Source organism: Paraburkholderia sp. BL27I4N3, from assembly GCF_003386115.1.
Lineage (GTDB): Bacteria > Pseudomonadota > Gammaproteobacteria > Burkholderiales > Burkholderiaceae > Paraburkholderia.
This window is the reverse complement of the sequence record NZ_QREJ01000001.1, coordinates 721,169-741,853: the sequence shown is the minus strand read 5'-3', so window position 1 is coordinate 741,853 and position 20,685 is coordinate 721,169. Positions and strand designations below refer to the sequence as shown.

Here is a 20,685-nt window from a genome sequence, read left to right as displayed (position 1 = left end):
TCGACCAATCTCCCGGTCGCGCAACAGCACACCGAGCCTGAAAGCAGGCGCCTACGACAATGACCACAAGAAAACGTAAGTTAATGGCACGGGAGAGCGCGAATCGCGGCACAGGCGAATTTGCTGTAATAGCTTTCTTGAGACTGCGCATAGGGCAGCCAGGGAGTCGCCTGGGTGCGGTGATTTCGAATTATGTGGCCGCGTCCTGAGTAGGCGTCGCCTGGACAGCAGAAACGCCTTCGCGCGCGCCCACTGCTCGTCCTGGCTGCCATAAACCCTACCGGCTCGGGTACAGGCGGACGTGTCGCTCAACTGTACCTGCGTGGCGAACTCGGCAAGGACGACACCCTGGTGAATGAATCCATCATCGGGACTGTGTTCAAAGGTCGCGTGCTCGGCGAAACGACCGTTGGCGATTTCAAGGCAGTGGTTCCGGAAGTCGAAGGCAACGCGTACGTCTGCGGCTTTGCACAATGGATTCTTGATGAGCGTGCCCCCCTGACGTACGGATTCCTCGTTCGATAAACGACTCCTTGCAGTACCAGTTAGCGCGGAAAGCTGCGACGCAGCATCCGCGCTTTTTTTCGCGAGTTGGAAAAGCACCTTGAACCGATGGCATTTCTGCCCTCGTGCGGCGGTGTGCGGCGCCTCCCGTCCTCCAGCCCGGAATTCGCCCCATGTTGGCTGGTGCTCATGACCGTGCGGTGCGACGGAGAGGAGCGGGCGCTCGGCTTCGGCCAAGAGCTGAATATGATTGACGCGGCGCTGAAGACAGCCGAGGTCGATACCAAGCAGCTCAAGTGCCTGCAAGCGTGAATGCAGCAATCGCAGAGGCCAACCGATGCAATCAGAGAAGTATCGCGGATAAAGGTGTCCAAATAGGGCACGGCAATGCCAATCAACCACCGAACCTGCCTATAAAACCAGAAAGGCTAGGCCTGCAATTATGGTTGGCATGAGTGCGGCGCCGAGCAGTTTCATCGGACTCACTGCGCCTCCTGAAAACCGGATTCCAAGTATCGCGAGGCCGGCCGGGTTCGGAGCATTTGCAATCACCGTAAATCCTCCGCCCGTTACCGCTCCTGCCACGAGCAGGTACTTTGCGCTGTCTGATAGGCGACGCGCAGCGCGTCGCCAACCCGGGACCTGCGTCGAAAGAAAATCTATCTTCGGAGCTATACGTAACTGCAGCTAACCAAACGATGACGGATTGGGTCGACGACGATTAAGTGGGTCTCCGAACCCTCAAGCCCTCAACGAAATGACGCAGCAGACGGTGAGGGCTAGCTCATCTTCACCGGCGAAGCCGTCGGCGAAATTCGGCCTCGCTCCATACGCGCCCGGTTTTCGCATCGTTGAGCACAGAAATGGCATCAGTGAGCAGCAGCTCTTTCGCGCGCTGACGATTCAGCTCGCGCCTTTGCATGCGTCGCGTTGTGAGAGATTTGACACGAGCGCACACATTCATGATGTCGGCCCGTGCGACCCAAGCTGAGCGAGGTACTCCGCCGGCACTAGCTCAGTAAGCCAAACGCCGTTATCCGACCGGGAGAAAGCGTACCCGTCAGCACGCATCCGCGCCGCGTCCACAACCAACACCAACGGTTGGCCGTGGCGAGCACCTACGCGCGTCGCTGTGTTGACGTCCGTGCTCAGATGGACAGCGTGCCGGGTCCGAGGCGTCAATCCATCCGCAGCAATACTCTCCCAGTTGCTCCACGCGGTGCCGTGATAAAGAACAGCCGGCGGTTCCATATGGGCATATCCAAGGTCCACGACTATTGAGTGACCCTGCGCCGCCCGTATCCGCAGGCCATCCGGAGATAGCGAAAAGCGCTGTTTGTCGTTTGTGGCCACGACTGCCAGAATGACGTCTCGCGTGATTGTCGGCAGTGTCTTCAGTCGCTTCGATGCGCCCACGTTATGCGCGGCACGTTCAATTGCGCGTATAAGCTCATCAATAGATACCCAGCCTTGGCCGTCGAGAAGGATACCGACTATCTCGGGTTCGTGGCGCAGAATTCTTGAGAGGAATCTGCTAACCGCGACATAGTTTTCCGGTGACCGCGAATCGTTGTCCATGTTCATAGAGGTTACAAGCCTGCGGAGGCATCCAGGATGTGTAGCGAAGCTAGCTCACAGCGGCCGCGGCATTGCGTTCGTTTCAATCCGGTCTCGGCCGCGTGGCGCGCAACTGCTCCAGCTCCTTGCTGAGTGCGTCTATTTGTGCTTGCATGCCGGCCGCTCGTTTCAATAGCTGTCCGACTGCATGCCAGTAGGCATATCCTAAGTCCCCGTCCTCTAGGCCCAATTCGTGAAGCTTGCGAAGCGCAATCTCAAGGTCAATATGGTTGTCCGAGTTCATCTCTTTTTCCGCTGATTTTGAGGCGTCGTGGTCGCGCTCTGTCGCAGGCTTGCGCCTGAACAAAATCCCTTCGTTCACGTATCTCCTTCTGATGCGCACCACGAACAGGCTGAGTACGAACCCGACTGCTGGCACGACCAGAAGTGCGGGGTTATTAAGCGCGAAGGTCAGGAGTTCTTTCATGGCGAGCAGACGTAAGAAACTGCGGTCTAGTGCCTACCTGAACAGCCGCGCGTATTGCTCTGCAAAGGTCGCGGCTTCCTCAACCACCGGCTCAACATTTTGGAGCCGATGCAGTAGCGGCAAGTTTCGGAGAACGAATTCCACAATTTCTTCCATGGTCTCGAGAGCAGTTGTGCTCAGCGCTTCGCGAACTCTCCAGCGGCCTTCAGTACAGGCTTGACCTTTTTAATCGCGAGAAACTGGAGGGGCGTCGAACCGCCAAGCGTCTCTGCCGGAGTGGTGAAAAAGTCCCACCTGCTCCAGCCCGATATATCGCCCAGGCTACGTATGACCTTCGCGAAGTCGTTGTGATGAATCATGGGGGAGAGAAAAAACCCAGGGATGTACACCTCTCCTTCGAGCTCGACGCTAAAGACTTTCCCTGAAGCGAGAGATTTGCTCAGTTTCTTCTCTGTGACTCCTGCCGCTCCAATGTAGTCTTCCATACGTAGCAACTTTCCATGGTCCACGAGAGCGTGGCGCTCGGCATTTGCCGACTCACTCTGTATCGCATCCTCGTGTGTACGCAGTTTCGATTGCCGACGAATGCGCTTGCGTAAATTCTCGCCCTCTTGATGCAACGCGGGGAGGTCTAGGTTGAGTATCGTCGACACGCCGATGACTCTCCACAGCTGATTCTTAAACATACGCCCGAGCTCTTCAGCGGGGAGCTCGAGAAGTGCGTTCCAGCCTATAGGGTCACATAGGAGGGCAGCGACAACTGCACGATGAATCGCGTGGTCTATCAGTGCCAGCCGTGCTTCTTCAGGCGAAAGAGCTTCTCGTTTTTGACGAGAGGGCCGCGGTACTCCATTGGTTGTGATTGGATTCATGGCGGTAGGTGTTAGTCGGAGACCGGTGTCGTTCTTGTGATACTAAAAAACGTCGCACTTAGCGCCTTGAAATCTGCGGCTGCAGCTAGTGCTCGCTCCACTTCCTCGCTCATCAGAAGCCTCAGTGGCGTGAGCCCCCCCAGCGACTCTGATGGCGTCGTAAAGAACTTCCATTTGCCCCAACCGGTTGAGTCACCCAAGCGCCGTACGACCTTCGCGAAATCCCTGCGGTCGACTAGATTCGATAAGGCAAAGATTGGGTAATACTGCTTGGACTCGAATTCCACAGTAAATACTCTGCACGACGCAACTTCTTCGGTTAGCTTCTGCTCAGTGATGCCTGCGGCTTTGCAAAAGTCCTCAGCGGGTAGCAGCCTTCCTTGTAGAACAAGGGAGTACCGCTCTATGTTCGCCGCAGAGACATTGGTCAACCCCGGAAGTTCTGAAGCTCGGCGGTTGGTCAGCCGCCCTTGCTTCTCGTCTTCCTCACGAGTGGAGCTTAGGTCCAAGTTCGACAACGTAGCGGTGCCGATGATTTGGATGAGGTGTGCTTTGAAGAGGCGCCCGACTTCCGCATCGGATAGGAAAAGACTTGCTTCAGCGCCCGTCGGGTCCGACAGCATCGCCGCAACGGCGGCATTGCGCATGACATGTCGCACATCAGCGCTCGTATTACTTGCGGACCGCAGCATATCCATCCCTATGTGTTGCCACTTCAAACTTGCCGGTGCAGGAAAAAGTCGAACGTCCGCACCTAACGATAGGCCGGCCTTCTCAGATAAGCTCGTTCTGCTACCCGCCGCAGATGTCGAATCTCGCTCGTACTCACCCGTTTTCGAAGCTCATTACCTTGACCAACCGTGGTCTCTTAACACGCCTATCGGATGCGACAGGCGAACACCGTCTTGTCTCTCCGTCGGTGGTTGAATACCAGTAGTGCACGACGTCCTTATCTTCGCCCTCTGCCTCCTGCCACAAACCGCTTACTCGGCAGAGCGCGACGGAAGCGTCAGCTTCATTGCGAGCCAACAGGTGAACCGAAAAGCTGACAGCGCCAAGATGCAGTACCAGTTGAATCAGCGCCTCGGCACCGTCCACCACCCAACCATCCGGGCTCGCGCAGTCCGCACCGCCAGATGAGGCAACGACAAAGAAGTTCGGCGTGAGGTCCGACCACCCAACGCAGCGCCACGTAAGAAGTGGCTGCATGAGCCTCTTCTTTATGGGATGTAGCTCTTCCCAACTGGAGTCAGTAAATAACATCGGGCAGGCCAAAAATAATGACAGGGCTCGTGCATGCCCGGACGCTCAGAAACGAAACAACGGCTCCGGTGCGCGGGGCGTCGGCGCTGACAAGATGCGCAAAACCGTCTTTGGGCTGGAAGATTCCCCAGCGCAGCACGGAAACATCATGCTCGACCGCGGTGAGAGGAATGGGCTGACGGGGCATCAAGACCTCCTTGATTGGTTGCGCGCGCCACTTTGCTGGCGCCAGCACGGCTGCTTTGCGGTGCCATTCGTCCGTCATGCAAAGCTAGCCTAGGAAGGCCCAGACGGTCGTCCCGACAACATTGACTTTTGTGGAAGTTAACAACTCGTCGCCCGCCGACCTACGTCTTTGCGCATCAGATAACTTCTACCCTTCGTAGCTCACGAGGCACGGCCAGTCCGACGGAAGACCTTGACGTACTGATGATTTTGCCTATACGGGGCGAGACGTCGCCACAGGCTCCAATTCTACGAATTACGTAGAGATTCCACAAGCGAATCCTACGATATTCGTAGAATGACAATACAGCAGCCAGCGTCTCTGTTTGGCCGCCGGCTTCGAAGCGCCCGGCACCGAGCAGATATTCCACAAGACAAATTGGGTGTCCAAATTGGACTTGATGAACATACAGCGAGCGCGCGAATTAGCCGGTACGAAACCGGCGTGCACGAACCACCCTTTGAAATCGCCTTGAAGCTGGCCGAAGCGCTGCGAGTGCCGGCTGCGTATTTCTATTGCGACGATGATGGCCTTGCTGAGCTGGTGCTCGCTTGGGGTAGTCTGTCGACGTCGGAGCGTAAGAAACTCAAAAAGCTTGCTCAGACGCCATCCAACGGCAACGTCGACAAATGACACTAAAACGGAACGCGTTCAGCTATGACGAGCCGAGTTATTCTGCAGAATTTTCTTAATTTCCTCGAGATGCGTTAGCCCCTCTTCCCGAGGAGTGATGACAACAGCCTCTGGAACATCCACGCCCAGAATTTTCACAATGTTCGAAACGTACGGCCGCCGCCTCCCCGCAAGCTGAGCTACAGCCTCACATATTGCGGCTTCCCCCTTCACGGAAACAATGTACGCGAGTATCCGCTCATCCTTTGAGGTCTCCACCAGCACACCCGTTACCTCTGCTAGCCGGGATTCCATCTCGCACTCCTTGACGAACCGTTGCAGAAATATTAGTGCCGGACAAACCGTTTTCTTTAACTTCGCAAAAAAATCGCAAAAAAATTTCGCGCCTCTGCCTATCAAGCGTGCACGCTTGATAGGCGCGAGTCTTGCCTGCAGGCAAGACTCGCATGTTTTGTATAATGTGCGTATGCGTGAGCATGAACAACACAAAGTAACAGAAGCGGAAACCCAGGCCCCGGCGGCTGGGGCGCGCTGCTGCGCTTCGGCGACCAGGAAAAAGAACTGTTCGGCGGCGAAGCCAACACCACCAACAACCGTATGGAGTTGATGGGCGTGATCGCCGCGCTTGAAGCACTAAAGCGCCCTTGCAAAGCGGTCGTGCACACCGACTCGCAATACGTGCAGAAAGGCATCAGCGAATGGATCCACGGCTGGAAGAAGAAAGGCTGGATCACCGCCGCGAAACAACCGGTCAAGAACGCGGATTTGTGGAAGCGGCTCGACGCGCTCGTCGCGCAACACGAAATTGAGTGGCGCTGGGTGCGCGGGCACAACGGCCACCCGGAAAACGAGCGCGCCGATCAGTTGGCCAATCGCGGCGTCGCATCGCTCGCGCAGATGTAACTCCTGCCGCGACAGCGCGCGCCGGGCCAGCTAGCCGCGTGCGCACCCTTTTTTCTGCAAATATCTTTAGGCAGGCTAATCCGACATGCGTCAACTCATCCTCGATACCGAAACCACGGGCCTGAATGCCCGCACCGGCGACCGGATCCTTGAACTCGGTTGCGTCGAAATGGTGAACCGTCGGCTGACGGGCAACAACCTGCACTTCTATATCAATCCGGAACGCGACAGCGATCCGGGCGCGCTGGCCGTGCACGGACTGACCACCGAGTTCCTGAGCGACAAGCCGAAGTTCGCCGAAATCGCCGATCAGTTTCGCGACTTCATCCAGGACGCGGAACTGATCATCCACAACGCACCGTTCGATATCGGCTTTCTCGATGCTGAGTTCGCGCTGCTGGGTTTGCCGCCGGTGAAAACCTACTGCGGCGAAATCATCGACACGCTGGCGCGCGCCAAGCAGATGTTCCCCGGCAAGCGCAATTCGCTCGACGCACTATGCGACCGCTTCGGCATCAGCAACGCGCACCGTACGCTGCACGGCGCCCTGCTCGACTCGGAACTGCTCGCCGAAGTCTATCTGGCGATGACGCGCGGCCAGGAAAGCCTTGTCATCGACATGCTCGGCGAGTCGCACAGCGGCGGCGATTCGCATGCGCCGCGCGTGGCGATCAGTTCGCTCGACCTGATCGTGATTTCCGCCAGCGACGATGAACTCGCCGCGCACCAGTCGGTGCTCGACGGTCTCGACAAGGCGGTCAAGGGCACGAGCGTGTGGCGCCTCGAACCGGCGCCCGCTGCGGATGAGCAAACCGCTTAAAAAGTACTGGACGAGCCCGAAAATTGCTGACATAATTCGGCTCTCTTCGGGTGGTTAGCTCAGCGGTAGAGCACTGCCTTCACACGGCAGGGGTCACTGGTTCGATCCCAGTACTACCCACCAGAATTTTGGTGTGTCGATCACCGAAGACTAAAGGGCTCACGTAGAAATGCGCGAGCCCTTTTTCATTTCTTGTTTGGCTTATGGAGCTGCGTGCGGAAACCGTACGGAATGCCAGGCAGATTCCAACGCTCAACGTCGGACCCAGTCGTCAACTCCGAATCTTCGTACGTTTGCGACCGCCTGAAACTACTGATATAGTTCGCACTCGGGCTTTCGCCCCGTCCATCTTTCCACTTCATTCGACCATAGGGAGGCGTCACATGTTTGCAATGCGTATCGCCGTCCCCGGCATGGTCTCGCGAGCGTTTTCGCGACCTTAATCTGTCCGATTAAGTCGCCGAATTGCCGTTCACGCGGTTTCGCCTGAATCAGGCACTCCGCGCAATTCCCAGACAGTCCGCAGTTCAATCGCCTATGCATTCCGGCGCGTTTTGACTGTCTCGTCCTTCGCTTCTGACTGGAACCTCGCTGCGCTCATGCGCCACGGGGGCGTGACAAATGACCAGAAAAAAACTCGACTTTCGCGGACAAGCCTTCAAGGATGTCCTCGGCTTTACCTTCCGTCACTGGGCGCAGCAGCCCTGGCGCATCGTCGTCATCACGGCGCTGGTGCTGCTCTCGGCAGTGGCCGACGTACTCACGCCGATGTTCGCCGGCCGTCTCGTCGATGCCATCGCGTCCGGCGCGGCGAGCAACGCTGTCGCCTGGCATGCCGCGGTCACGGCCTTCTGCGTGCTGAGCGCGCTCGGTCTCGGCGCCACTTTGCTGCGGCAAGGCGTGTACTTCAACATCATCCGGCTCACGCTCAAGATGATGAGCGAGATCGCGGCCAACGCGTTTCATCGCGTGCAACGCTTTTCGACGGATTGGCACGCCAACAGCTTCGCTGGCTCCACAGTGCGCAAGATCACGCGCGGCATGTGGGCGCTCGACCTGCTCAACGACACGCTGCTCATCGCGCTGTTGCCGTCGCTCGTCATGCTGGTCGGCGCTACCGTTCTGCTCGGCTGGCGCTGGCCGATGATGGGCGCGGTCGTCGGCATCGGCTCGGTGCTCTATATCGCGGTGACGGTGGCCATGTCGCTCGGCTTCGTTGCGCCGGCCGCGCGTCTCGCGAATGCGTGGGACACGCGCATGGGCGGCGCGCTCGCCGACGCGGTCAGTTGCAACGGCGTGGTCAAGGCGTTCGGCGCGGAAGAGCGCGAAGAAGCGCTGCTCGCGCGCGTGATCGGCAAGTGGCGGCACCGCACGCGCCGCACATGGATGCGCGGCACGATCAACGGCGGCGTGCAGGGCGGCATGCTGGTAGCGATCCAGGCCGCGATTCTCGGCGCGGCGCTTATGTTATGGGCGCGCGGCGAGGCGAGCGTCGGCGACATCACGTTCGCGCTGACCATGTTCTTCATGCTGCAAGGCTATCTGCGCGACGTGGGCATGCACATCCGCAACCTGCAACGCTCGGTCAACGACATGGAGGAACTGGTGTCGCAGGAAAGCCAGCCGCTCGGTATCGAGGACCGTCCCGGCGCGGGTCCGATCACGATCGGCAAAGGCGAGATCCGTTTCGAGCACGTCACGTTCCACTACGGCGCGAGCGGCCAGCCGCTTTACGACAACTTCTCCGTGCGCATCGCGCCGGGCGAGCGCGTCGGATTGGTTGGGCATTCGGGTTCGGGGAAGACTACGTTCATCAAGCTGATCCAGCGGCTCTATGACATTTCGGAAGGCCGGATCACGATCGACGGTCAGGACATCGCCCAGGTGCGGCAGGCGTCGCTGCGCAGCCAGATCGCAATCGTTCAGCAGGAACCGGTGCTGTTTCACCGCTCGCTCGCCGAGAACATCGCTTATGCTCGGCCCGGCGCGAGCCGTGCCGAGATCGAGCGGGCCGCGAAGCTCGCGAGCGCGCACGGCTTCATCGCGGCGCTGCCCAATGGTTATGACACGCTAGTCGGTGAACGCGGCGTCAAGCTCTCGGGCGGCGAACGTCAGCGCGTCGCCATCGCTCGAGCGTTTCTCGCCGATGCGCCGATCCTGATTCTGGACGAGGCGACGTCGAGTCTCGACAGCGAAAGCGAAGTGTTGATCCAGCAGGCCATGGAGCGGCTGATGATGGGGCGCACCACGTTGGTGGTGGCGCACCGTCTTTCCACCGTGCGTGCGCTGGACCGGCTGCTGGTGCTGGATAAGGGCAAGGTAATCGAGGAAGGCAGCCACGACGCGCTGATCAGACTCGAGAACGGCCTGTACCGGCGGTTGTTCGAACGTCAGGCGCTTGAGCTGATCAAGGGGCTGGGCGAGCCGGAACTCGCGACGACTCGGGCCGCGCGGCAGAGCGCGAGCCGGACCGACGACTCCAGCTTGCTGGTCGGGAAATAAATTGAAGTGGGCGTGCGGGACGTCAGCTAGAAATCGCGAGTATTCAGGCGCGCTTTCGGTTGGCGTTCCACCGCCCGTTTTTTACGAGCGCGGGTGCGGGTTCTAACGCGCAAGCGTAAGTGCTCACCGGCGCGAACCGTCCAAACGCCTCGTTCATGCGCCACGCGAATGCCGGGCGCTGCGAATTACACCACGCCCGCAGGCAACCCCACCCCGCGCGCCATCCCGGTCGCTGCAAACACCATCAACACCATCAAAATCGTCTGGATCACGCTATAGCGTGCGTAAGAGCGCGCCTTGCGCAGATCCGGCGCGGCGCCTTTCCTGATTGCGGCGCGCCATCGCATCAGCGCGAGCATGGACGGGACTTCGAGGATGAGAATGATCACGAGCAGCGTCATCTTGAGATGAAAGAGCGGCTCGTGGAGATAGTAGTCGGCGCCCTTTTCGAAACCGCCGAAAGCGCGCATCAATCCGGTGACGATCAGCACCAATGCCGAGATGCCCCACCCTGTATCCGCCCGGAACACGGAGCGCAGCGCGGCGGGTACGGTGGCACGGCGCAACGCCCAGGTGCGCCGCAGAATCGACGCGAGCGCAAAGCCATAAGCAAGCAGATGGATGGCGGCAAGCAACCAGCGAACCAGCATGGCGACTCCTGCAAAGGACGCGATACGATCGTTGTATGTCTCACTCGCCCGCGCTGAAGCGCCGGGCGCCATGACTTCATTATCGACTACGGCTCAATCTACAACGCCTGCTTCGGCCACGGGGTGTGGCCGACTGCACAAATCGGCAGATTCAGACCTGCTGCAAGGATGTGTCAAGCGCGCGGGCGGCGACCCGATCGCCTTCGGTCGTCAGCGCGGTGCGGAACACGGTTTGACGGTTGTGGCCCGCAGCGGCCGGCGAATCCCACAGTAACTCGATCTTCGGACGGCGGCCGAAGGCGCCACGGGTCAACGACGGCGCAGCCGCCGCACCAAGCGACGCGCCGGATCCATTCGGCTCGCCGATGGCGCCGAACGCCACGGCGGGAGTGGGCGTTGGCGTCGGCGTGGCTCGTGCGTCGTGCCCCGCTGCCCAGCGCACGGTCAATTCGCGAGCGTCGTATTGCCCCACCTTGCGACGCTCCGCCCACACGATCACCGTCCGCGTGGCCGGATCGAGCGCGACCGCATAGCGGCCGATCGCGAAACGGCGCGCGGCGATATTGGTGCGCCACAGCGCGCGCGGCCGGCAGATCCACAGCACGGCCGCGTACAGCGCCGGCGCGGCCAGCAACCAGCCGTTGGAGGCCGCCACCGCATTGGCGGCACGCCGCCAGCCGGCGCTCGCGGCAAACGCGCCGACCGACCAGACCGCAAACAGGAATCCGAGGAAAGCAAACAGACGCAGCGCCTGCCGCAGCCATTGCGGCAGCGGATGAAACGGACGCTCAGCCACGGCGCGCGCGCCCGGCAGGAAGATCAGCAGAAACAGGAAGACGAGGTTGATGCACGCCCACGGCGAGGACAGCATGGCCAGCAGCGACGCGCCCGCATCCAGATCCACCATGGAAAATAGCCAGCGAGCGAGGATCACGAGACCGATGGCGCGCAGCGCGAAAATCGTTCCGGCGCCGGGCGCCGCGTTCGCACGCGTCTCTTTCGTTCTCGCCAAGGCATCCTCCTGTCGTCGGCGGCGCCGCAGCCAAATTTGCGGCACGGCCATTATAGGGATATTACGGACAGCGGCTCATTCTTACGGGCCGAAACCCGCACTTTCGTCGGTTGAAAGAAAAAAACGCGGCGCGCTTGCAACAACGCCCCGTGCGCGAATGGCGCACGGGGCGTTGCTGGCGGTCATCGAAACGCGTGAGCGCTTCTCGAACCGTTACGACTTTACCTGACGCGCATTAGCTGGCGTTGACTTCGCGCAGCACCGTGCGGTGCTTCTGACGCAGCAGTTCTTCGTAAGTCGCGACGTAGTTCTTCGCCATGACCTTCGACGAAAAGCGCGACTCGAACGCCTTGCGCACACCGGCGCGCGACAGCGTGTGCAGACGCTTGACTGCGGCGACCGCGCTGATTTCGTCTTCCACGACGAAGCCCGACACGCCGTTTTCGATCACTTCCGGCACCGAACCGCGGTTGAACGCGATTGCCGGCGTACCGCACGCCATCGCTTCGATCATGACCAGACCGAAGGGCTCCGGCCAGTCGATCGGGAACACCAGTGCATGCGCGTTGCCGAGGAACTCACGCTTTTCGGCTTCGCCGATTTCGCCGATGTACTCGACGTGCGGGAGCGCCATCAGCGGCTTGATCACTTCTTCGTAATAGGCGCGATCGGCCTTGTCGATCTTGGCGGCGACCTTGAGCTTCATGCCTGCCTGGCCGGCGATGCGGATCGCGCGGTCGAGGCCCTTCTCCGGCGAGACGCGGCCGAGGAAGGCGAGGTAGCCCGGCTCGACGTCGGGGATCGGCGTGAGCACGTTTTCCGGCAGACCGTGATAGACGGTTTGCAGCCAGTTCGCCTGTTGCAGCGGAATGCGCTGGTTGTCCGAAATCGACACCACCGGCACGTCGCTGAACGTATTGAAAATGGGTTGCAGTTCCGGCAGATCGAGACGGCCGTGGAGCGTGGTCAGGAACGGCACCGGCTGACGGGCGAACAGCGAGAACGGGTAGTAGTCGATGTGGAAATGCAGCACGTCGAATTCGTCCGCGCGGCGGCGCACTTCTTCGAGCAGCAGCATGTGCGGCGCCATGACGTCGCGGATGGTCGGGTCGAGGCGCAGCGCCTGCGGCCAGAAAGCTTCGAGTTTTGCCGAGGTTACCGAATCGCCGCTCGCAAAGAGCGTGACGTCGTGGCCCTGCTCGACCAAAGCTTCAGTCAGATAAGACACCACGCGTTCCGTACCGCCATACAGCTTGGGAGGAACCGCCTCGTGCAACGGAGCGATTTGAGCGATTCGCATATGAAAAACTCCTCGTAAAAAATCAGGCAAAGGTGCTGCGTTTGATAAAAGCGACTCGCTTGCTCGCCAGGGCAGTCTGGCCGGACTTGCCGGCGCGGGCCTGATTCTTTCGAGAAATCCTGCGATGGATCGCTTGGGTAGTGAGCCCAGACCCGTGATCAATGTCTGCGCATGTGCCGGTAAACGCACACATGACACCTACGTTGACAAACTGTCAGAAAATTCGGTGGGCCTACAGAGCACGCATTATCGATGCCGGGGTTCACGCTGCACCACAACATTTCAAAGTCTTTACGTTGTTACAAACGCGAAACACTTTGCAAACCCTTGTTTTCTAAGACAGTTCTACAGTGGCAACTGGCTTGCGGCACGGGACCGCCGAAGTGGTCCGGCAAGCTCCTGCGTCAACTTTGCCGGCAAGCGTTGAAGAAATGCCGCACTGCGGTTGAATGCAATTTGTAATTATATCCCGAAATTTTCCGCAACCCGCGCGGCGCTCGGCCTTTCAGACGGGTCGAACAGCCGCAGGTGGCGGACGTCTATCGCGAAATCAATCGCGCCACGGCCCGGATACACAGGGCGCAATCGCTTTTGCATGTTTACAATGCGAAGCATCGGCTTCGCGGCGAACCTTTTCATGTGGCCCACGCTTTGCATGCACAACCCGCAACATATCAACCTCACGATCAATTGGAACATTTAACCATCGCCCAGCGTAATGCCGAGAACGCAAAGCTCGCGAGCTATGCGCACCGGCCGCTTGCGTTCCTTTTCCGCTTCATCCGCCGCCATCCGCTTGCACATGCGATCGTCCTGTGCAGCGTGTTTGCGGCCGTGGGCTGCGCACTCGCTTCGCAGTACGCGATCAAACACCTGATCGACGTGCTTGGCGAGGGCCGGCACCATCCCGGCCCGCTGTGGGGCGCGTTCGCCATCCTGGTCGGCCTGATCGCCGCCGACAACCTGCTGTGGCGGGTCGGCGGCTGGGTTGCCGCGCATACGTTCGTCGCCGTGACCGGCGACCTGCGGCGCGACCTGTTCCAGTATCTGAGCGGACACTCGCCCACCTACTACTCCGAGAAGCAGCCGGGCATGCTCGCAAGCCGGATCACGGCGACCTCGAACGCGGTCTACACGGCCGAGAACACCACCGCGTGGAACGTGCTGCCGCCGTGTATCGCGGTGCTGGGCGCGATCGTCATGATCATCGCGGTGAATCCGCTGATGGCGTGCGGCCTGATGCTGTGTTCGGCCATCCTGTCGGTCGTGCTGTACAAGCTGGCCGGGCGCGGTTCCGCGCGCCATCACCATTTCGCGACCAAGGCGGCGTCGGTAGACGGCGAACTGGTCGACGTCATCAGCAACATGGGCCTCGTGCGTGCTTTCGGCATGACGTTTCGCGAGCAGCAGCGCTTCGGCGCAACGGTCAAGGCCGAGATGGACGCGCGCCAGCAGAGCCTGCTGTATCTGGAAAAGCTGCGCCTGCTGCACGCGGTGATCACCGCGCTGCTGTCGGCGGGCTTGCTGGGCTGGGCGTTGTGGCTGTGGGATCAAGGCAAAGCGACCTCGGGCGACATCGTGCTCGTCAGCTCGCTCGGCTTTACGATCCTGCACGGCACGCGCGATCTGGCCGTGGCGCTCGTCGACGTCACGCAGCACGTGGCGCGTCTTGCGGAAGCCGTACGCACGCTACTCGAACCGCACGGCATGCCGGACCGCGACGGCGCGACCGAACTCGTGCCGCAAGGCGGCCGCATCGATTTCGAAAGCGTGACGTTCGCCTATCCGCGCCGCCGCCCGATTCTCGATCACTTCGATCTGCATATCGAACCCGGCCAGCGCGTCGGCCTGATCGGCAAGTCGGGCGCGGGCAAATCCACCGTGCTGGCGCTGCTGCAGCGTTTCTACGAGACGCAAGGCGGCGCGATCAGGATCGACGGCCAGGACATCGCCACGATCACGCAGGACAGCTTGCGCCATGCGATCGCACTGGTGCCGCAGGATATCTCGCTGTTCCACCGCACCGTGTACGAGAACATCGCCTACGGGCGTCCGGAGGCGAGCCGCGAAGAAGTGCTCGCGGCCGCGCGCGAGGCGCGTTGCGCGGATTTCATCGAGGCGATGCCGGAAGGTTACGACACGATCGTCGGCGACCGCGGCGTGAAGCTGTCGGGCGGCCAGCGTCAGCGGATCGCCATTGCACGCGCGATCCTGAAGAACGCGCCGATCCTGCTCCTCGACGAAGCCACCTCGGCGCTCGACAGCGCGTCGGAAGAAGCGATCCAGAAAGCACTTGACCGGCTGATGGTCGGCCGCACCGTGGTCGCGATCGCGCACCGGCTGTCGACGCTGAACAATTTCGACCGGATCATCGTGATGAGCGCCGGCAAGGTCATCGACGACGGCAGTCCGGAAGAACTGCGCCAGCGTCCCGGCCTGTATCGCGATCTGCTGACCAAGCAGTATGGCAAGGGCCATACGCTGCACATCGGCGGCAAGAAGGTCGACGAACAGCACGTGGTGTAAGCCTGCGAGCGCGGCATGCTTGAGCCGCGCGCCGTCGTCGCCATACGAAAGAAAAGCCGCTCGAGCGGCTTTTCTTTTACGCGCATTGCCACAACGGCAGTTCCGACCGCAGCCTACCCGGCCTGCGTCTCCCGTGCCGCCTTTTTCCCCGACACCGCGCGCGCCTTCCCGTTTCGGGTGCTCTTTGCACCAGCGACGCCCTGCAAATCGCGCATGAAGTTATCGCGCCACACCGACACATTGTTCTCGCGCAACTGCACCATCATGTCGCGATGACGCGCCTGACGCTCCGCGAGCGGCATGTCGAGCGCCCGTGCGAGCGCCTCGGCCATGCCGTCGATATCGACCGGATTGACGATCAGCGCGCCGTCCAGTTCCTGCGCGGCGCCGGCAAAGCGCGACAGCACGAGCACGCCGGGATTTTCCGGATCCTGCGCCGACACATACTCCTTGGCGACGAGGTTCATGCCGTCGCGCAATGGCGTCACATAACCGACGTGCGCGGTGCGGAACAGCGCGGCCAGCACCGAGCGCTCGTACTGCTTGTGGATGTAGAGAATCGGCGTCCAGTCCAGTTCGGCGAAACGCCCGTTGATCCGCCCCGACTCCCCTTCCAGCTGCAAGCGGATGTCCTGATACGCGTGCATGTCGGCGCGAGTCGGCGGCGCGATCTGCAGGAACGACACCTTGTTGCGTTGCGCGGTGGCGTGTTCGAGCAGTCGCTCGAACGCGCGAAAACGCTCGACCAGTCCCTTCGAATAATCGAGCCGGTCCACGCTCATGATCAGCTTGCGCGAATGCAGCGTCGCCTTCATGGTGCGCACCGGTTTGCCGCGCTCCCCCGCTTTCGCAAGTTCGGCGATCTCGTCCGGATAGACGCCGATCGGATACGCCGCCGCGCGCAGCGTGCGGCCGAACGCGTCGATCGTCAGCGGGCCTTTCGCCGATGCGTCGACCGAGCCGTTCGCCTCATTGATGATGTAGTCGCAAAACGCGCGCAGATCCGGCGCTGTCTGAAAGCCGAGCAGATCGAATGAACACAGCGCTTCCACCAGTTCGCGATGCGGCGGCACTGCCAGCAGCACCTGCGAAGCCGGAAAAGGAATATGCAGGAAAAAGCCGATGCGATTCTTCACACCCGCCGCGCGCAGCGCCTGCGCGAACGGAATCAGATGGTAGTCGTGGACCCAGATCACGTCGTCGTCGCGCAGCAGCGGCACGAGTTGTTGCGCCAGCCACGCATTGACGCGGCAGTAGCCCTCGAAATCGTGCCGATCGTATTGCAGCAGATCGGCGCGATAGTGGAACGCGGGCCACAGCGTGGCGTTCGAGAAGCCACGATAGTACTGATCGTAGTCGCGGCGCATCAGCGCGATGGTCGCGAAAGTCACCGGCCCGCGCTCCTCGACCTTGATTTGCGGCTGGCCCGAGGTGAGCACGTCGCCGCTCCAGCCGAACCACATGCCGCCGGTTTCCTTCAGCGCGTCGTACACGCCGACCGCCAGACCGCCCGCCGCCGGGCCGCCCTCCGAGATCGGCGCAACCCGGTTCGATACGATGATCAGTCGGCTCATGAAGCGCGATTCCCGATGCACTGCCTGGTTTGCCTGGGGCGATGCGACGCGGCCATCATGCGGTGCGCGCCGCCGCGACGATCGATGCCAGCCAGTCGAGCAGATGCGACACCGAGTCGATACGCGTATGCGCCAGCGTCTCGCCCGGACCGACCTTGATCGACACGCCGCCGCGTTCGTTGACGACCGCGAAGCCTTTCTCGTCGGTCAGATCGTCGCCGGCAAAGACCGGCTTGCGGCCGACGAACGGCGGCTCGTCGAGGAAGGCACGCAATGCGCGGCCCTTGTCGACATCTTTGGGTTTGATTTCGTAGACCATCTTGCCGGGCTGCAGCACGTAGGAGCCGGCGTAATCGGCCACCAGCCGCTCGGTCGCCTCCCGCGCCACCGGCTCGCGATCCGGCGCATTGCGGTAGTGCAGCGCCACGGCCGCACCCTTGATTTCGAGGAGCATGCCGGCGTTCTCGTTGACCACCTGCGCGAGCACCTGCTCCATGCGCAGCAGCCGCTCGTCATTGAAGCCAATGCGCTGCGTGTCGCCGTTCGCGTCGCGCCGCTCGGCGCCGTGCAGGCCGGCGATCGGCAAATCGGGCATGTGGAGAAAACTGTCGATGCTCTCAATCCCGCGGCCCGATACAACCGCGACCGCGCCGTTCGTCAAGCTGCGCAGTTCGGTTAGCAAATCAATCACGCGAGGTTCCACCAGCACGCCGTCCGGCGTGGGCGCGAGTTCGACCAGCGTGCCGTCGAAATCGAAGAAAAATGCTGTCTCGCTCGGAGACAGAACAGCCGGAAGTGCTTGCATCGGTTAGTTTTGCCTTTCAGCCTTGTGCGGCCGGAAAAGTGTGCGCATCTTACCGCGCATCCATCAATTTTTCGAGAAAGTAAGGCTGGGCACCGGCCCAGCGGGGCGTGGCAGCCACGGCCGACGGCGATTGCGTTCAAAATGGGAACAATCAGGCTTCACCCGGCTTTCAGCCGCCTGCGTCAAATTGCCTCGCAAACCGTGCGCCCGTGGGCGCTGCGCGACGTCAACGGGAAATTTGCGCTAAAGTCGCAGCCACGCGAAACATTGCGGTTACGACCATATTTGCACACTATGACCGCGCAAGCGCGGCACGCGCATCGAGCGGCGCCGCAATTCAATCGAGTAACTGAACCCTGCTTTGTTCCCGATCTTCTCATCCCGGCACTCGCAACCGCTCTTCGCAATGTCACGCAGGCTGTGGTCCGCGCGCCTGCTTGCGCTGACGCTAACGCTGGGCGCGCTGACCGCGCTCGCCGGCTGCACGCATCGCACGGAAACCTGGCAGTTGACCAATGTGACCGGCCATCTGCCGGATCTCGACTTTACGCTGACCGGCGACGATGGCCGCCCCGTCACCGGCGATTCATTCAAGGGCCGCACCTCGCTCGTCTATTTCGGCTACACGCATTGCCCGGACGTCTGCCCAGAAACGATGGGCAAGTTGATGCAGGTGCTCGGTAAGCTCGGCCCCGACGCGCAGAAGGTGCGCATCCTGTTCATCACCGTCGATCCCGCACGCGACACGGCGCAGGCCTTGCACGATTATGTCGGCGCCTTCGACGCACAACACGCCGAAGGGCTGACCGGCACCGACTGGCAGATCGAGTCGCTCGCCAAGCGTTACCGCGTCGCTTATCAGATGGAAAAGCGCGACCCTTCCGGCAACTATGAAGTCACCCATAGTTCCGCCGTCTATGTGTTCGACAGCCAGGGCCACGCGCGCCTGCTGGCTACCGACCACGACACGCCCGATGCGATCGCGCAAGACCTGCGCCGCGTCATCGATGACCGTTCCTGACCTTTCCCGAGTTCAACCATGTCGATCAAGATCAAAACGTTCGCTGCACTGAGTTGCGCCCTCGCCCTTTCGTTTGGTGTCGCATCGACCGCGCAAGCCGCGGGCGCCAATGCGGTCAGCGTCAAGGACGCGTGGGTCCGCTGGCTGCCCAACAACCTGCCCGCCGCCGGCTATGCGACGCTCGTCAACGCGAGCGACAAACCGGTCGACCTCGTCGATATCTCCAGCAACGACTACGGCGACGCGATGCTGCATCAGACCGTGTCGAACGGTTCGTCGCAGAAGATGGTGATGGTCGACAAGCTGACTGTACCCGCGCACGGTCAGGTCTCGATCGCGCCCGGCGGCTATCACGTGATGCTCGAAGATGCCAAGCACAAGGTCGCGCCGGGCGACACCGTGCATCTCAAGCTCAAATTCTCGGACGGCGAAACGCTCGATACGCCGTTCGCCGTCAAGTCGCCGGCGCAAACCAAGTAACCGGGTAACGTGCCGCGATGAATCTGCTCTACTGGCTCGATCCCTGGGAGTTTTCGCCGACCGTCGTGATCGCCTTGCTGGTGCCCGCGATCCTGTTCGTGCGTGGCGCGCGTAAAGCGAAGGTGTCGGTCGCGCGGCGTATCTCCTTCTGGTTTGGGCTGGTAGCTTTGTATGTCGCGTTGCATACGCGGCTCGATTATTTCTTCGAGCATGAGTTCTTCATGCATCGCGCGCAGCACCTGGTGCTGCATCACCTCGGGCCGTTTTTCATCGCCCTGTCGTATCCGGGCACCGCGTTACGTGCGGGTATTCCATTCAGCTGGCGGCAACGCTTCGTGCGGCCCGCGCTCGAAACTCCGGTCCTGCGCAAGTTCCTCGACGTGGTGATGCATCCCGTGGTCGCGGTGACGCTGTTCGTCGGGCTGATCTACTTCTGGCTGATGTCGCCGATTCATTTCGTGGCGATGCTCGACTGGCGGCTTTATCGCGTGATGAACTGGAGCATGGTGATCGACGGCCTGCTGTTCTGGTGGCTCGTGCTCGATCCGCGTCCCGCGCCGCCGGCGCGGCTGTCGCCGGGCAAGCGCGTGCTGGTGGTGATCGCCGCGATTCCGCCGCAGATCATTCTCGGCGCGTTCATTTTCTTCACGCCGCATGAGCTGTACCCGATCTACTCGATCTGCGGCCGCGCGTTCACGTGGTTGAGCCCGATGCGCGATCAGCAGATCGGCGGGCTGTTGCTGTGGATTCCGGGTTCGATGATGAGCGTGATCGGTGCGCTGCTCGCCTTGCGTCACTGGATGCGGCTGTCGGCGCGCGGACGCTTGCGTGGCGAACGGCGCGCGAAGGCGAAGCAGGGGTCGGCGCCCACTGCTTCAGCGCCGGCGCGCGGTCAACGCTGAGATTCACGTCGCGGAAAGGCGGCGCGCGCCGCGCCCAGCTTGATTTAACCGCTTCAGGCCGACCGCATCCACACATGCGGGATGCCGTCTTCCTCGTGAATCTCCGAAACCGGCGTGAAGCCAAACGCACCATAGAAACCTTGCAGATGCGCCTGCGCATGCAACCGAATCGGCGTGCCAGGCCACTGCGCGCGAATATGCGTCAGCGACCGCTCGAGCATCGCATTGCCCAGACCGATGCCGCGGAATCCGGCGGTCGTGAGCACGCGGCCGATGCGGATATCGCTGTCGTCCGCATCGGGCAGCAGCACGCGCAGATAACCCGCGAGCGGCGGCCGTCCTTTATCGGAGCCGTAGACCAGCAGGTGCCACGCATCCATGTCGAGCCCGTCGATATCGCCGTACAGGCAATTCTGTTCGACGACGAACACCGCGGCGCGTGCGCCCAGCATCGTGTAGACCTCGACGCCCGAGAGTTCATCGAAGAATTTCCAGCGCCAATGAAGTAGCGCGAGCCGCATGGCGGCCGTTTGTTGCGGTTCAGTCATGACAACGTTCTAAGAGAAGGGTCGCACCGCACTTGAAGCGGCGATGCGTGATTATGCCGTGCACGCAGGGTGTCGAGACGGGCGCTTTCGTTACTGGGCG

The 20,685-nt window shown here is 61.1% G+C and carries 20 protein-coding genes, 1 tRNA gene and 3 pseudogenes; 11 read left to right on the top strand and 13 right to left on the bottom strand.

Annotation, left to right across the window (positions count from 1 at the left end; genetic code table 11):
* Positions 1–273: 273 nt before the first annotated feature.
* Positions 274–525 (top strand): annotated as a pseudogene (locus tag B0G71_RS03465) (proline racemase family protein); the annotation flags it as partial.
* Positions 526–612: 87 nt separating this feature from the next.
* The gene (locus B0G71_RS03460) at positions 613–816 is read left to right on the top strand and encodes a hypothetical protein (protein ID WP_116139756.1); all 204 of its coding nucleotides are present in this window, start codon (positions 613–615) and stop codon (positions 814–816) included.
* A 99-nt stretch (positions 817–915) separates the two neighbouring features.
* Here B0G71_RS03460 and B0G71_RS03455 read toward each other — a convergent pair.
* The 6 genes and pseudogenes from B0G71_RS03455 to B0G71_RS03425 all read right to left on the bottom strand — a co-directional run.
* Positions 916–1,167: pseudogene (locus B0G71_RS03455) on the bottom strand (putative Na+/H+ antiporter); the annotation flags it as partial.
* 297 nt (positions 1,168–1,464) lie between these two features.
* Positions 1,465–2,088, bottom strand: coding sequence for an RNA 2'-phosphotransferase (locus B0G71_RS03450; protein WP_258875477.1), 624 nt, complete (start codon positions 2,086–2,088; stop codon positions 1,465–1,467).
* A 76-nt stretch (positions 2,089–2,164) separates the two neighbouring features.
* Positions 2,165–2,548: a hypothetical protein gene (locus B0G71_RS41790; protein ID WP_258875476.1), complete on the bottom strand. Its 384-nt coding sequence runs from the start codon at positions 2,546–2,548 to the stop codon at positions 2,165–2,167.
* Between the two features lie 176 nt (positions 2,549–2,724).
* Positions 2,725–3,234: a hypothetical protein gene (locus tag B0G71_RS03440; RefSeq protein WP_116139754.1), complete on the bottom strand. Its 510-nt coding sequence runs from the start codon at positions 3,232–3,234 to the stop codon at positions 2,725–2,727.
* A gap of 197 nt (positions 3,235–3,431) precedes the next feature.
* Positions 3,432–4,067: a hypothetical protein gene (locus B0G71_RS03435; RefSeq protein ID WP_147308644.1), complete on the bottom strand. Its 636-nt coding sequence runs from the start codon at positions 4,065–4,067 to the stop codon at positions 3,432–3,434.
* A 602-nt stretch (positions 4,068–4,669) separates the two neighbouring features.
* Entirely contained in the window at positions 4,670–4,948 is a 279-nt protein-coding gene (locus B0G71_RS03425; protein ID WP_116139747.1) for a hypothetical protein, read from the bottom strand.
* A gap of 258 nt (positions 4,949–5,206) precedes the next feature.
* Between B0G71_RS03425 and B0G71_RS03420 the strand changes: the two genes are divergently transcribed.
* The gene (locus B0G71_RS03420; protein WP_116139745.1) at positions 5,207–5,542 is read left to right on the top strand and encodes a helix-turn-helix domain-containing protein; all 336 of its coding nucleotides are present in this window, start codon (positions 5,207–5,209) and stop codon (positions 5,540–5,542) included.
* 18 nt (positions 5,543–5,560) lie between these two features.
* Here the strand turns inward: B0G71_RS03420 and B0G71_RS03415 are convergent, their stop codons facing one another.
* Positions 5,561–5,836, bottom strand: coding sequence for a hypothetical protein (locus tag B0G71_RS03415; protein WP_116139743.1), 276 nt, complete (start codon positions 5,834–5,836; stop codon positions 5,561–5,563).
* 207 nt (positions 5,837–6,043) lie between these two features.
* Between B0G71_RS03415 and rnhA the strand changes: the two are divergent.
* The 4 genes and pseudogenes from rnhA to B0G71_RS03395 form a co-directional block, all read left to right on the top strand.
* Positions 6,044–6,445 (top strand): annotated as a pseudogene (gene rnhA / locus B0G71_RS03410) (ribonuclease HI); the annotation flags it as partial.
* Between the two features lie 85 nt (positions 6,446–6,530).
* Complete coding sequence (gene dnaQ, locus B0G71_RS03405) at positions 6,531–7,265, top strand: DNA polymerase III subunit epsilon (protein WP_116139741.1); 735 nt, start codon at positions 6,531–6,533, stop codon at positions 7,263–7,265.
* Between the two features lie 48 nt (positions 7,266–7,313).
* A tRNA-Val gene (locus B0G71_RS03400) sits at positions 7,314–7,388 on the top strand.
* Between the two features lie 498 nt (positions 7,389–7,886).
* A complete protein-coding gene (locus B0G71_RS03395; RefSeq protein ID WP_116139739.1) occupies positions 7,887–9,767 on the top strand; it encodes an ABC transporter ATP-binding protein in 1,881 nt (626 codons plus the stop codon).
* Between the two features lie 185 nt (positions 9,768–9,952).
* On the opposite strand, the gene B0G71_RS03390 is transcribed toward B0G71_RS03395, so the two are convergent.
* From B0G71_RS03390 to B0G71_RS03380, 3 genes are all read right to left on the bottom strand, one after another.
* The gene (locus B0G71_RS03390) at positions 9,953–10,417 is read right to left on the bottom strand and encodes a DUF2214 family protein (protein WP_116139737.1); all 465 of its coding nucleotides are present in this window, start codon (positions 10,415–10,417) and stop codon (positions 9,953–9,955) included.
* A gap of 151 nt (positions 10,418–10,568) precedes the next feature.
* Positions 10,569–11,429 carry a hypothetical protein gene (locus tag B0G71_RS03385; protein ID WP_116148302.1) on the bottom strand — a complete coding sequence of 287 codons (861 nt, stop codon included), beginning with the start codon at positions 11,427–11,429 and terminating at the stop codon, positions 10,569–10,571.
* Positions 11,430–11,664: 235 nt separating this feature from the next.
* Positions 11,665–12,729 carry a glycosyltransferase family 4 protein gene (locus B0G71_RS03380; protein ID WP_116139735.1) on the bottom strand — a complete coding sequence of 355 codons (1,065 nt, stop codon included), beginning with the start codon at positions 12,727–12,729 and terminating at the stop codon, positions 11,665–11,667.
* A 690-nt stretch (positions 12,730–13,419) separates the two neighbouring features.
* On the opposite strand from B0G71_RS03380, the gene B0G71_RS03365 reads away from it, so the two are divergent.
* On the top strand, positions 13,420–15,255 hold the full coding sequence (locus B0G71_RS03365) for an ABC transporter ATP-binding protein (protein WP_116139732.1): 1,836 nt from the start codon (positions 13,420–13,422) through the stop codon (positions 15,253–15,255).
* A gap of 113 nt (positions 15,256–15,368) precedes the next feature.
* Here the strand turns inward: B0G71_RS03365 and otsA are convergent, their stop codons facing one another.
* The gene (gene otsA, locus B0G71_RS03360) at positions 15,369–16,829 is read right to left on the bottom strand and encodes an alpha,alpha-trehalose-phosphate synthase (UDP-forming) (protein WP_116139730.1); all 1,461 of its coding nucleotides are present in this window, start codon (positions 16,827–16,829) and stop codon (positions 15,369–15,371) included.
* Positions 16,830–16,884: 55 nt separating this feature from the next.
* Positions 16,885–17,634 carry a trehalose-phosphatase gene (gene otsB, locus B0G71_RS03355; protein WP_116139728.1) on the bottom strand — a complete coding sequence of 250 codons (750 nt, stop codon included), beginning with the start codon at positions 17,632–17,634 and terminating at the stop codon, positions 16,885–16,887.
* Between the two features lie 406 nt (positions 17,635–18,040).
* Between otsB and B0G71_RS03350 the strand changes: the two genes are divergently transcribed.
* From B0G71_RS03350 to B0G71_RS03340, 3 genes are read left to right on the top strand one after another with little or no spacing between them, the layout of a single operon-like run.
* The gene (locus tag B0G71_RS03350) at positions 18,041–18,655 is read left to right on the top strand and encodes an SCO family protein (protein ID WP_116139726.1); all 615 of its coding nucleotides are present in this window, start codon (positions 18,041–18,043) and stop codon (positions 18,653–18,655) included.
* 18 nt (positions 18,656–18,673) lie between these two features.
* The gene (locus B0G71_RS03345) at positions 18,674–19,135 is read left to right on the top strand and encodes a copper chaperone PCu(A)C (RefSeq protein ID WP_116139724.1); all 462 of its coding nucleotides are present in this window, start codon (positions 18,674–18,676) and stop codon (positions 19,133–19,135) included.
* A 17-nt stretch (positions 19,136–19,152) separates the two neighbouring features.
* Positions 19,153–20,037 (top strand): cytochrome c oxidase assembly protein, encoded by an 885-nt coding sequence (locus B0G71_RS03340; RefSeq protein WP_116139723.1) that lies wholly within the window; start codon positions 19,153–19,155, stop codon positions 20,035–20,037.
* A 53-nt stretch (positions 20,038–20,090) separates the two neighbouring features.
* Here B0G71_RS03340 and B0G71_RS03335 read toward each other — a convergent pair whose 3' ends face one another.
* Positions 20,091–20,585 carry a GNAT family N-acetyltransferase gene (locus B0G71_RS03335; RefSeq protein ID WP_116139721.1) on the bottom strand — a complete coding sequence of 165 codons (495 nt, stop codon included), beginning with the start codon at positions 20,583–20,585 and terminating at the stop codon, positions 20,091–20,093.
* Between the last annotated feature and the right edge of the window lie 100 nt (positions 20,586–20,685).